Origin of the sequence: Novosphingobium sp. NPDC080210, assembly GCF_050281025.1 — a bacterium.
Taxonomy (GTDB): Bacteria; Pseudomonadota; Alphaproteobacteria; order Sphingomonadales; family Sphingomonadaceae; genus Novosphingobium.
In genome coordinates this window covers 89,731-100,567 of sequence record NZ_JBNNWL010000007.1, presented here as the reverse complement: position 1 = coordinate 100,567, position 10,837 = coordinate 89,731, and the positions used below count along the sequence as shown (strand labels likewise).

General features: G+C 63.8%; 12 protein-coding genes and 1 pseudogene. 4 read left to right on the top strand and 9 right to left on the bottom strand.

Annotation, left to right across the window (positions count from 1 at the left end; all coding sequences use genetic code 11):
- The first annotated feature begins 382 nt into the window (after positions 1 to 382).
- Positions 383 to 1,342, top strand: coding sequence for an aspartyl protease family protein (locus tag ACQKOE_RS15405; protein WP_427513590.1), 960 nt, complete (start codon positions 383 to 385; stop codon positions 1,340 to 1,342).
- A gap of 44 nt (positions 1,343 to 1,386) precedes the next feature.
- The gene (locus ACQKOE_RS15400) at positions 1,387 to 3,210 is read left to right on the top strand and encodes an ABCB family ABC transporter ATP-binding protein/permease (RefSeq protein ID WP_427513595.1); all 1,824 of its coding nucleotides are present in this window, start codon (positions 1,387 to 1,389) and stop codon (positions 3,208 to 3,210) included.
- 6 nt (positions 3,211 to 3,216) lie between these two features.
- On the opposite strand, the gene ACQKOE_RS15395 is transcribed toward ACQKOE_RS15400, so the two are convergent.
- The 5 genes and pseudogenes from ACQKOE_RS15395 to ACQKOE_RS15375 form a co-directional block, all read right to left on the bottom strand.
- Entirely contained in the window at positions 3,217 to 3,414 is a 198-nt protein-coding gene (locus ACQKOE_RS15395) for a DUF1737 domain-containing protein (protein WP_374591514.1), read from the bottom strand.
- Positions 3,415 to 3,471: 57 nt separating this feature from the next.
- Positions 3,472 to 3,639: pseudogene (locus tag ACQKOE_RS15390) on the bottom strand (helix-turn-helix transcriptional regulator); the annotation flags it as partial.
- 17 nt (positions 3,640 to 3,656) lie between these two features.
- A complete protein-coding gene (gene hslU / locus ACQKOE_RS15385) occupies positions 3,657 to 4,958 on the bottom strand; it encodes an ATP-dependent protease ATPase subunit HslU (protein WP_374591512.1) in 1,302 nt (433 codons plus the stop codon).
- A 102-nt stretch (positions 4,959 to 5,060) separates the two neighbouring features.
- Positions 5,061 to 5,618 carry an ATP-dependent protease subunit HslV gene (gene hslV, locus ACQKOE_RS15380; RefSeq protein ID WP_427513589.1) on the bottom strand — a complete coding sequence of 186 codons (558 nt, stop codon included), beginning with the start codon at positions 5,616 to 5,618 and terminating at the stop codon, positions 5,061 to 5,063.
- A 36-nt stretch (positions 5,619 to 5,654) separates the two neighbouring features.
- Positions 5,655 to 6,128 (bottom strand): outer membrane protein assembly factor BamE, encoded by a 474-nt coding sequence (locus ACQKOE_RS15375; RefSeq protein WP_427513594.1) that lies wholly within the window; start codon positions 6,126 to 6,128, stop codon positions 5,655 to 5,657.
- A gap of 144 nt (positions 6,129 to 6,272) precedes the next feature.
- On the opposite strand from ACQKOE_RS15375, the gene ACQKOE_RS15370 reads away from it, so the two are divergent.
- Together ACQKOE_RS15370 and ACQKOE_RS15365 are read left to right on the top strand one after the other, a co-directional pair.
- Positions 6,273 to 6,812, top strand: coding sequence for a ubiquinol-cytochrome C chaperone family protein (locus ACQKOE_RS15370; protein WP_427513588.1), 540 nt, complete (start codon positions 6,273 to 6,275; stop codon positions 6,810 to 6,812).
- Positions 6,809 to 7,312 (top strand): YceD family protein, encoded by a 504-nt coding sequence (locus ACQKOE_RS15365; protein ID WP_427513587.1) that lies wholly within the window; start codon positions 6,809 to 6,811, stop codon positions 7,310 to 7,312. The genes ACQKOE_RS15370 and ACQKOE_RS15365 overlap by 4 nt, the downstream gene beginning before the upstream one ends.
- A 229-nt stretch (positions 7,313 to 7,541) precedes the next feature.
- On the opposite strand, the gene ACQKOE_RS15360 is transcribed toward ACQKOE_RS15365, so the two are convergent.
- The 4 genes from ACQKOE_RS15360 to feoB all read right to left on the bottom strand — a co-directional run bounded on the left by ACQKOE_RS15360 (position 7,542) and on the right by feoB (position 10,835).
- Positions 7,542 to 7,739: a helix-turn-helix transcriptional regulator gene (locus tag ACQKOE_RS15360; RefSeq protein ID WP_427513586.1), complete on the bottom strand. Its 198-nt coding sequence runs from the start codon at positions 7,737 to 7,739 to the stop codon at positions 7,542 to 7,544.
- The gene (locus ACQKOE_RS15355) at positions 7,736 to 8,146 is read right to left on the bottom strand and encodes a hypothetical protein (RefSeq protein ID WP_427513585.1); all 411 of its coding nucleotides are present in this window, start codon (positions 8,144 to 8,146) and stop codon (positions 7,736 to 7,738) included. Before ACQKOE_RS15355 ends, ACQKOE_RS15360 begins: the two co-directional genes overlap by 4 nt.
- 89 nt (positions 8,147 to 8,235) lie before the next feature.
- Positions 8,236 to 8,757 carry a single-stranded DNA-binding protein gene (gene ssb, locus ACQKOE_RS15350; RefSeq protein ID WP_427513584.1) on the bottom strand — a complete coding sequence of 174 codons (522 nt, stop codon included), beginning with the start codon at positions 8,755 to 8,757 and terminating at the stop codon, positions 8,236 to 8,238.
- Positions 8,758 to 8,999: 242 nt separating this feature from the next.
- Complete coding sequence (feoB, locus tag ACQKOE_RS15345) at positions 9,000 to 10,835, bottom strand: ferrous iron transporter B (protein WP_427513593.1); 1,836 nt, start codon at positions 10,833 to 10,835, stop codon at positions 9,000 to 9,002.
- Between the last annotated feature and the right edge of the window lie 2 nt (positions 10,836 to 10,837).

Genomic DNA, 10,837 nt, shown 5'->3' with positions numbered 1-10,837 from the left:
CGCTCTTTACTTCGGGAGACATCGTGTCCGTCTATGTTGGCGACCAGACCAGAGCATCTCAGCGTCCCGTCCGGTGAAGCGGCCTCTAAGCCCACACCTCGATTCGGTCAACAGGCTTTTTGCAATTTTATTTCAATCGCCCGGAACTCGCGGGATTTCAGGGCTTTTTGCGCCTCTGGCCAAGACACCAAGCGAGGTCCTTGCATCGCTTTCCTGTTCATTTCCCTCAGATTCGGTGGATTTGATGCCGATTCTTGGCTGCCAAGGAACGTGATTCCCGCTCTCGGACGCCCTGCTCTTCCTGCTGATTCAGTTTTCGACAGGCGACATGGCCTGGCAGAACCATCGGAGGTAGCTTGATCCCGTTCGATGAGGATCGGCCATGTCGTTCACCTTCGCCCTTGCATATCACTCCATAGCCTTTGCAGCGCTGAGCGCGCTCACCGTCTTGCCCATGCAGCAGGAGGGTGCCCAGCAGGCGAGCGAGGTGGACCTGATCGAGACCGGTCAGGACCGGCACCAGCGCATGACGGTTCCGGTCAGCATTGGCGATGCCGGTCCGTACGAGTTCATGGTGGATACCGGATCTGAGCATACGGTCCTGTCTTCGGCTCTGGCGGGGTCGCTGGGCATTCCCCTCGGGCGCCGGGCGAAACTGACCGGCGTTGCCGGGACCGAAATGGTCGACACGGTCGAACTGGACGCAATCACTCTGGGCAAGCGGTCCTATTATGCCCTGCTGGCTCCCCTGCTGGAGCGGTCTGACATCGGCGCTGACGGGATCATCGGGCTGGACAGCCTGCAAGGGCAGCGGGTGCAGTTCGACTTTCGCAAGGGCCTCCTCGCTGTCGCCGATGCCAAGAGCCTGGGCGGGGATCGCGGCTATGAGATTGTCGTGACCGCACGGCGCCGGTCCGGGCAGCTGATCATGACCAATGCCCTGATCGACGGAGTGCGCGTCCAGGTTGTGATCGACACCGGTTCGGACACCTCCATCGGCAACCGCGCCTTGCAGCGCCAGCTTTCCCGGAGCGGACAGACGGGCCAGCTGACCCTGCAATCCGTCACCGGCCAGACCATCGTGGCCGACATCGGTTATGCCCGGAACCTGAAGATCCATGACATCACCTTCCGGAATGTCCTGATCGCCTATGCCGACTCTCCGCACTTCCCGCTGCTGGGCCTGGACAAGAAGCCGGCCCTGTTCCTGGGCATGCGCGACCTGCGGCAGCTGGACCGGGTGGCAATCGACTTTGCCAGCCGCAAGATCTTCTTCGATGTTCCCGGCTCCGCGATCAGCAGGAGCAACCTGGTCGATCCGCGAGATTCCGGCCTGAACTGACGCTGGGCGCTTCCTTTTCCGGGCAAGACTCCTAAATGGAGCCGATGCCGCCAGACTTTCCCGCCGCCCCTTCGCGCGATGCCCGCCATGATGGCTGGGGCACGCTGCGCCGCTTCATGCCTTACCTCTGGCCCAAGGACGACTGGCGCCTGCGCGCGCGGATCGTCGGCGCGGTTACGCTGATCCTGGCCTCTACGGCCACGCAGTTCGCCCTGCCCTATTTCCTGAAGTGGGCGGTCGACGCGATGAACATGACCGGCGAGCGGGTGGCGACTTTCGCCATGCTGTTCGTCCTGGCCTATGCCGCCGGGCGCCTGGGCGGCGTGGTGTTCGACAATCTGCGCAACATCGTGTTCGAGCGGGTCGGCCAGCAGGCGACCGCGCAACTGGCCGAGCACGTGTTCAACCGCCTGCACCGCCTCTCCCTGCGCTTTCACCTGGCCCGCCGCACCGGCGAAGTGACCAAGGTGATCGAGCGCGGGACCAAGAGCATCGATACGATGCTCTATTTCATGCTGTTCAACATTGCGCCGACGATCATCCTGCTCGTGGGCATCGCGGTGGTGTTCTACCTCAATTTCGGGTGGCCGCTGGTCGCTTCGACCAGCTTGGCCGTGGTGGCCTATATCTGGGCGACCCGCGCGATCACCGAATGGCGCAGCAAGCTGCGCGAGCAGATGAACCGACTGGACGGGCAGGCCTTGTCGCGCGCGGTGGATTCGCTGCTGAACTATGAGACGGTAAAGTACTTCAATGCCGAGGCGCGCGAGGAAGCGCGCTATGCCCAGGCGACCCAGGCCTATGCCGCAGCGGCGGTGAAGAGCGAAAACAGCCTGGGCCTGCTCAACATCGCGCAGGCGCTGATAACCAACCTGCTGATGGCCGTGGCCATGGCGCTGACCGTGCGGGGCTGGGCGCGCGGCGAATATAGTGCCGGGCAGCTGGTCTTCGTCCAGACCTATCTGACGCAGCTGTTCCGCCCGCTCGACATGCTGGGCATGGTCTATCGCACGATCCGCCAGGGCCTGATCGACATGGCCGACATGTTCCGCCTGATCGATACCGAGATCGAAGTGAAGGACGCCCCCGGTGCCCCGGCGCTGGTGATCAAGCGCCCGACCCTGGCCTTTGACAACGTGGTCTTCGGTTACGAGCCAGACCGGACGATCCTGAAGGGCCTGTCCTTCGAAGTGCCCGCCGCGCACCAGGTCGCCATCGTCGGCCCCTCCGGCGCGGGCAAGAGCACGATCGCACGGCTGGTGTTCCGGTTTTATGATCCGTGGTCAGGCCGCGTGCTGATCGACGGACAGGACATCCGCGAAGTCACCCAAGCCAGCCTGCGCCAGCACATCGGAATCGTGCCGCAGGATTCGGTCCTGTTCAACGAGACCATCGGCTATAACATTGCCTATGGCCGCGATGGCGCCACAGCCGCCGAAGTGGAGGCCGCCGCGCGCGGGGCCGCCCTGTGGCCACTGATCCAGCGTCTGCCGCAGGGCCTCGATACCGAAGTGGGCGAGCGCGGGCTGAAACTGTCCGGCGGGGAAAAGCAGCGCGTGGCGATTGCCCGCACCCTGGTCAAGAACCCGCCGATCCTGCTGCTGGACGAAGCGACCAGCGCGCTCGACACCCGGACCGAGCAGGAAATCCTCGCCACCCTGCACAGCGTGGCAGAAGGGCGCACCTCGCTCTCCATCGCGCACCGCTTGTCGACCATTGCCGATGCCGACACGATCCTGGTGCTGAGCGAAGGGCAACTGGCGGAACAGGGCAACCACCAGGACCTGCTGCGGCTGGGCGGCCTCTATGCGGAAATGTGGACCCGGCAGGCCGAAGCCATCGAGGAATATGGCGAAGCCGCGCAGTAAGCGCGGTTACTTCACCACGTCCGCTTCGTGCCAGACCACGGCCTGGGCGACCTTGATGCAGTCCATCCCGCCGTCATAGGTCATGGTCGGCGATCCATAAAGCCGCCAGCCCTGGGCGAGGGCTTCGGACACCCGCTCACAAAAAGCGCGGTCGTCCTTGCCGGTGAGCAGTCGGTAGATCGGGCGGTCATCGGGGGTTTGCAGCGAAACCGCTGTTGCAACGTCTTTCGGATTCTGCTCGGCAAAAGCGGCGATCAGGTCCGAAGCCTCAATTTCAAAGACTGTCGCAAGCTTCCGAATGCTTGAGATTCCCGGTTCGGACTTACCCGATTCCCAACGAGCGATTGTCGATTGCTCAACTCCCAAAACCTTAGCGAGGTCGCTTTGGGTGAGGCCAGCTTGCTTTCGAAGTTCACGGATGCGGGTCAATTTAAATACGCCTATATCTAGAGTATATATTTCGACAGATCGGTATCGCGCGCCAGGCTGGCGAGGCGCGCTTCGACGTAGGCGGCGTCGACCGTTACGACCTCGCCTTCGCGGTCCTCGGCTTCGAAGCTGAGTTCTTCGAGCAGCTTTTCCATCACGGTCTGAAGCCGCCGGGCGCCGATGTTTTCGACCGCTTCGTTCACTTGCGCGGCGATGCGGGCCACTTCGCGGATGGCCTCGGGAGTGAAGTCCAGCGTCACCTTTTCCGTGGCCAGCAGGGCCTTGTACTGCTGCACCAGGTTGGCCCGCGTTTCGGAGAGGATGCGGACGAAGTCGTCCTCGTTCAGTGCCGCCAGTTCGACCCGGATCGGCAGGCGCCCTTGCAGTTCAGGCAGCATGTCGCTCGGCTTGGCCACGTGGAACGCGCCGCTGGCGATGAACAGGACATGGTCGGTCTTCATCGGGCCGTACTTGGTGGCCACGGTCGTCCCTTCGATCAGGGGCAGCAGGTCGCGCTGCACCCCTTCGCGGCTGACCGAGCCGCCGCGCACGTCGGACACGGCGATCTTGTCGATCTCGTCGATGAAGACGATGCCGTTGGTCTGCGCATTGGCCAGCGCGACGCGGGCGACATCGTCCTGGTCCATCCGTTTTTCAGCCTCTTCATCGACCAGCTTGGTCCAGGCTTCCGGCACTTTCAGCTTGCGCCGTTTCAGGTTCTGCTTGCCCAGCGCCTTGCCCATCATTTCGCTGAGGTTGATCATGCCGATCCCGCCGGGCATTCCGGGGATCTCCATGCCCGCGCTGGGGCTGTCCTCGACCTCGATCTCCACCTCGGTCTCGTCCATCGCCTTTTCGACGATGCGCTGGCGGAAGGCTTCGCGTGTCGCTTCGGAGGCACCATCGCCGACCAGCGCCTTGAGCAGGCGGTCCATCGCCGCTTTCTCTGCCGCATCGCGCACAGCCTCGCGGCGGCGCTCCTTTTCCAGCCGGATCGCCTCTTCGGCCAGGTCACGGGCAATCTGTTCGACGTCGCGGCCGACATAGCCGACCTCGGTGAACTTGGTCGCCTCGACCTTGACGAAGGGCGCGTCGGCCAGCTTGGCCAGGCGGCGGCTGATCTCGGTCTTGCCGCAACCGGTCGGCCCGATCATCAGGATATTCTTGGGCGTCACTTCATCACGCAGGTCATCGCTGATCCGCTGCCGGCGCCAGCGATTGCGCAGCGCCACGGCCACGGCCTTCTTGGCATCGGCCTGCCCGACAATGTGTTCATCCAGCGCGGCGACAATCGCCTTGGGAGTGAGGTTCTGGGTCATTTTCTTCCTTCTTCCCTCCCGCCTGCGGAAGGGGCCGGGGGTGGGCACAGGGCGGGCTGAATACAGACCCACCCCTGACCCCTCCCGCAAGCGGGAGGGGGACTAGATTACTTCAACCGTCACGCGGTCATTCGTGAAAACGCAGACTTCCGCTGCCACCTGCATCGCGCGGCGGGCGATCGTTTCTGCATCCGCTTCATAATCGTCGAGCGCCTTGGCCGCCGACAGGGCATAGTTCCCGCCCGAACCGATCGCGGCAATGCCGTGTTCCGGTTCCAGCACGTCGCCATTGCCGGTGAGGATCAGCATGGTGTCCTTGTCGGCCACGATCATCAAGGCTTCCAGGTTGCGCAGGTATTTGTCGGTACGCCAGTCCTTGGCCAGTTCCACCGCGGCGCGCATCAGCTGGCCGCGCGCGGCTTCCAGCTTTTTCTCCAGCCGTTCAAACAGGGTAAAGGCATCGGCGGTGGCCCCGGCAAATCCGGCGATCACACTGCCATCGCCGATCCGCCGCACCTTGCGCGCGTTCGGCTTCATCACCGTATTGCCCATGGAAACCTGGCCATCGCCGGCGATGACGGTCTTGCCGCCCTTCTTGACGCCGATGATGGTCGTGCCGTGCCACTGGACCAGGCCGTGGCTGGAATGAGGATCAGTCATGTCGCCGGATATATGTCTTATCCGGCGGCCTGCAAGTTAGCTGCCGTTCGGACCGCCAGCACCGCCCGTTCCGGCAGCGCCGACCTGGCCGATATTGCCGAACAGATCTTCCAGGAAGGTGCGTTCGCGGCCCAGGGTCGGCGTCTTGTCGCCATCGGGATTGATCCGCGCGACCTTTTCCATGCCGGTCCGCTCAACGCCCGCAACGTTGCCCTTGGCATCGAAAGTGATCTTCACCAGCAGCTGTTCGTGCGCCTTGGGGCTGCTGAACGCGGCCTGGCGGGTCTTGGTGGAAATGTAATACCAGTCCTTCTGGCCATACTGGCTGATGAAGCTGGGCCGGCCGAGCATGCGTTCGACCGAAGTCTGGTTGTCGATCCCCGGCTGGACCGAATCGAGCAGGGTGGCATCGACCAGATAGCCACGCTGATCCTTGATCGAGGCGCAGGCAGACAGTGCCAGTGCAGCAATGGCCACGCCCATGAAACGAACCTTACCTTGCCCAACCATACCCAGCATCGTCGATCTTGCTCCGTCCGGCGGCCTTGCGGGATTGCCCGCGCCGCCCCATTTGCTCTATCGCACAAGCCTTAGGCGGCCTTGGCCCTGCGCGCAATGCTGCCGCTTGGGCCCGGCGCCTTTAATGCCCGCTGAATGAAAAGGAACCGTCCCGCGATGTCGCTGTTCAACCGCCTGCTTGGCCGCCCCGATCCGGGGCAGGAGCAGATCCGCCCGCTGTGGCACAAGGTGGTCGAACTGGCCCGCGATCCCGATTGGTACGCGCGCGGCGGCGTGGCAGACACTGTGCCGGGCCGGTTCGATGCGATCACCCTGGTGCTGGCCCTCGTCATGCGGCGCATGGACGGCCAGCCGGAACTGCGCGCACCGTCCGCCCGCCTGACCGAGCTGTTCGTCTCCGACATGGACGGACAATTGCGCCAGAGCGGGGTGGGCGACCTCGCCATGGCCAAGCGCATGGGCAAGCTGATGAGCGTGCTGGCGGGCCGGATGGAAGCGCTGGAACAGGCGCTCGCCCAGCCGGACGATGCCGAACTGATCGCCGTGATCGAACGCAATGTGACCCTGAACGACGGGGCGGACGTTGCAGCGATTGCCGCCAGGGTCCGGCAGCTGGCAGCCAGGCTTGCGGCCATCGGCAACGATGACCTGCTGACCGGAAGGATCGCGGCATGAGCGAACTCTCCCGGCCCTATGATGCTACGCGGCTGCCTACGGCCGAACAGGTGATCGAAGCCAGCGCAGAGGAATGCGCCGCCCTCGCCCAGCGGTTCGGCCTGGTCGCGGTCAAATCGCTCGCCGCGCGCATCACGCTGAAGGCAGACGGCCCCACCGTCCGCGCCACAGGCCAGCTCAAAGCGGACGTGGTGCAAAGCTGCGCCGTTTCGGGCGAGGACCTGCCGGTCAAGATCGCCGAGCCGATTGCCCTGCACTTCGTTCCGCCCGCCGATTCGCCCGAAAGCGAAGAGGAAATCGAACTGGAAGCCGAAGACCTCGACGAGATCGAGATGGAAGGCACCCGCTTCGACCTGGGCGAAGCCGTGGCGCAATCGCTGGCCCTGGCCATCGACCCCTATCTGGAAGGCCCGGGAGCGGAAGAAGTCCGCAAGGCCGGCCTGCTCGGCCAGGCCGAAAGCAGCCCGTTTGCGGCGCTGAAGGGATTGATCAAGGAGTAGGCGCCGGGTTCCCCGCTCACCCTGAGCCTGTCGAAGGGTGTGCGCGATGACCGGCTTCGACAAGCTCAGCCTGAGCGTGGTTTTGGAAATGCACTTTCAAGCCCGGCTACCCTCTCGTCATTGCGAGGAGCGCAGCGACGAAGCAATCCAGGGCCGCGTAAACCGCCCTCGACTGCCGCGCGGCTATGTCGTTCGCAATGGCGAATTGCGGGGAGTTGCGCTGTGTGGATCAGCGGTACGGATTGAAGAACAGGTCCTCCACCGGAACTTCGAAATAGGCGGCAATCCGGTAGGCCATCGGCAAGGATGGATCGTACTTCGCCGCCTCTAGCGCGATAATCGTCTGGCGCGAAACTTCCAGCGCCTCGGCCAGGTCCGCCTGGTTGATCCCGCGCGCCTTGCGCAGTTCGCGCAGCCGGTTTTTCATTCCGCAGGCCCACGCAGGCGCAAGCGCCAGACCAGCCAGGCGAATGAACTGACCGCGCCCTGCACGATCATGACCGCACCCGCGCCTCGAGTGAGGCTGCTGTCGATGCCGTTCGCCGCAGCAAAGCCCAGGATGACCAATCCTCCGCCGATCAGTCCGCCCCAGTACCAGCTTACCAGATGCCCACTTTTCTGGACATCGTCGAACCGACGCCACCACGGCAAGGTCGCTGCCATACCAAGCGCAAAGATGGCCAGCAGGACCGAATAGACCAACCAGAAATTTTCACCCGGAGCACCCATTCGGACAATTCGGCCACCAATCAAACCGACCGCAACCATGGTCACGAAAGAGGCCATGGCAAGCGCCAGCATCCGGTTACGATATGAATGTGCAGTTTTCATCACGACCCTCCTGTAATGTCAAAACTATTTGACACTCGCCACAAGGCAATGTCAAATAGTTTTTACATTGAGAGTCGCGGAAAACAGAACGATCAGAACGGGATGTCGTCGTCCAGGTCGTCGGCATAGCCGCCTGCGCTCTGGCCGCCGCCGAAGCTGCTGCCCCCGGAACGTTGGCCACCGCCGAAGTCTCCGCCGCCGCCCGAGCGCTGGCCGCCGCCGAAGTTGCCGCCACCGCCGCCCTGGCCGCCGCCGCCGCCCGGTGCGCCGTCGAGCATGGTCAGCACCCCGCCCATGCCGCCGACCGAAATCTCGGTGGTGTAGCGGTCATTGCCTGACTGGTCCTGCCACTTGCGGGTGCGCAGCTGGCCTTCGATGTAGACCTTGCTGCCCTTGCGCAGATAGCGTTCGGCCACGCCGACCAGGCCGTCCGAATTGAGCACGACGCTGTGCCACTCGGTCCGCTCCTTGCGCTCGCCGGTGTTCTTGTCCTTCCACTGCTCGCTGGTGGCGATGCGCAGGTTGGCGATCCGGCCACCGTTCTGGAACGACTTCACTTCGGGATCGGCGCCCAGATTGCCAATGAGAATGACCTTGTTGACGCTGCCTGCCATCGAATCGTGTCCTTTTGAATTTCGCGCTTCCGACTAGCCGCTTGCCATGCGCGGTGCCAATCGGGGCACGCAGCTTATCCCAATGGTTTGACTCACGCAAAGCCGCGAAGACGCAAAGAGGCTGTGCATCCGGCAAGGCCGGGAGATTCGTCAGCCAATGAGTAAACGCGGAAAAGAACGAACAAGGCCTGCGACAACCACTACATCTTAGCGCCTTTGCGGCTTTGCGTGATAATCTCGATTCAGCCCAACCCGAACCAGACCGCCATCCAATAGGTAAGGCCCGCAAACAGATAGGCCAGGCCGAACAGGTAGGCGAGCATGAAGCCCGGCCATTTCCAGCCGTTCGTCTCGCGCCGGGTGACGGCGATGGTGCTCATGCACTGGGGGGCGAAGACGAACCAGGCGAGGAAGGCCAGGGCCGTGGCCAATGACCAGTCGGCCTTCAGCCGCTCGCCCAGTTGCATCGCTTGCGCCTCCTCGTCCGCCGCGCCGACGGCATAAGACGTAGCGAGCGAGCTGACCGCCACTTCACGCGCGGCCATGGCGGGGATCAGCGACAGGGCAATGTCGCGGTTGAAGCCGATTGGCTCCACCACCACGGCCAGGCCATTGGCGATACGGCCCGCGATCGAGGCATCGACCTGGTTCTGCCCTTCCCCGGCGCGCGGGAAATTGAGCAGCAGCCACAGCACCACGGTAACGGTGAAAATGATCGTCCCGGCGCGGCGCAGGAAGATCCAGGCGCGCTGGAACAGGCCGATCATCAGGTCCTTCAGGCGCGGCATCTGGTACTTGGGCAGTTCCATGATGAAGCCGCTCGCCGCGCCCTTGGTCACCGACCGGCGCAGCACCAGCGCAACAATCATCGCCGCGATGATTCCGAAAACGTAAAGCCCCAGCAGGACCAGCCCCTGCAAGCCTACCGGCCCCAGCACCGAACGGTTGGGAATGAAGGCGGCGATGATTACGGCATAGACCGGCAGGCGCGCCGAACAAGTCATCAGCGGCGCGATCAGGATCGTCGTCAGCCGGTCCTTGGGATCGGTGATGCTGCGCGTCGCCATGATCCCCGGAATGGCGCAGGCAAAGCTGGACAGCAGCGGAATGAAGCTGCGCCCGGAAAGCCCGACATGGGCCATCAGGCGGTCCATCAGAAAGGCTGCGCGGGCCATGTATCCCGATGCTTCCATCGCCAGGATGAAGAAGAACAGGATCACGATCTGCGGTAGGAACACGACGACCGAGCCGACTCCGGAGAGGATGCCGTCGGTAATCAGGTCGCGCGCCAGACCTTCCGGCATGGCCGCACGGACCTGCTCCGTCACCCAGCCGATTGCGGCTTCCAGCGCGTCGGCAAAAGGGGTGGCCCAGGAAAACACCGCCTGGAATACCACGAACAGCAGCGCGAACAGGATCAGCGGCCCGGCCCAGGGGTGCAGGAACAGGCGGTCCAGCTTGGCGTGGAGGCGGTGGCGACTGGTTTCCGAAACGATGGCCGCCTCGGCAATGGCATGGGCGGTCACGCGCCGTTCGGTCAGCGTGGTGTGCGGGCGGTGATGCTCCGCCTTGCGCTTTTCCGCTTCGGCAATCGCGGCGGCGAGTTCGTTAAGGCCTCGGCGCCGCACGGCCACTGTGGGGATCACCGGAACGCCCAGCGCCTCCTGCAAGGCCGCCGGTTCGATCACCAGCCCGTCCCGCTCCGCCAGGTCGATCATGTTGAGCGCGACCACGGTCGGGCGGCCCAGCGCGATCACTTCCTGGGCAAAGACGAGGTGCTGTTCCAGGTTCGAGGCATCGAGCACCACGACCAGCACTTGCGGCGCGGGCTCTCCCGGCAGTTCCCCCAGGATGACCCGGCGCGTCACTTCCTCGTCCGGGCTGGTGGCGTGAAGGCCGTAGGAGCCGGGCAGGTCGGTCAGCTCAATCGCCTCACCCGTAGGCAGGACCAGGCGGCCCGCCTTGCGCTCCACGGTCACGCCCGGATAGTTCGCGATCTTCTGCCGCGCGCCGGTCAAGGCATTGAACAGCGCGCTTTTGCCGGCGTTGGGATTGCCCACCAGGGCGGCGGTGCGCATGG

What these genes read in the sequence shown, in the direction of transcription:
- feoB (WP_427513593.1), bottom strand. Translation starts at nt 10,835, where the DNA reads ATGCGCACCGCCGCCCTGGTGGGCAATCCCAACGCCGGCAAAAGCGCG.
- ssb (WP_427513584.1), bottom strand. Translation starts at nt 8,757, where the DNA reads ATGGCAGGCAGCGTCAACAAGGTCATTCTCATTGGCAATCTGGGCGCC.
- hslV (WP_427513589.1), bottom strand. Translation starts at nt 5,618, where the DNA reads ATGACTGATCCTCATTCCAGCCACGGCCTGGTCCAGTGGCACGGCACG.
- ACQKOE_RS15400 (WP_427513595.1), top strand. Translation starts at nt 1,387, where the DNA reads ATGCCGCCAGACTTTCCCGCCGCCCCTTCGCGCGATGCCCGCCATGAT.
- ACQKOE_RS15370 (WP_427513588.1), top strand. Translation starts at nt 6,273, where the DNA reads ATGAAAAGGAACCGTCCCGCGATGTCGCTGTTCAACCGCCTGCTTGGC.
- ACQKOE_RS15360 (WP_427513586.1), bottom strand. Translation starts at nt 7,739, where the DNA reads ATGAAAAACCGGCTGCGCGAACTGCGCAAGGCGCGCGGGATCAACCAG.
- ACQKOE_RS15375 (WP_427513594.1), bottom strand. Translation starts at nt 6,128, where the DNA reads ATGGTTGGGCAAGGTAAGGTTCGTTTCATGGGCGTGGCCATTGCTGCA.
- ACQKOE_RS15365 (WP_427513587.1), top strand. Translation starts at nt 6,809, where the DNA reads ATGAGCGAACTCTCCCGGCCCTATGATGCTACGCGGCTGCCTACGGCC.
- ACQKOE_RS15405 (WP_427513590.1), top strand. Translation starts at nt 383, where the DNA reads ATGTCGTTCACCTTCGCCCTTGCATATCACTCCATAGCCTTTGCAGCG.
- hslU (WP_374591512.1), bottom strand. Translation starts at nt 4,958, where the DNA reads ATGACCCAGAACCTCACTCCCAAGGCGATTGTCGCCGCGCTGGATGAA.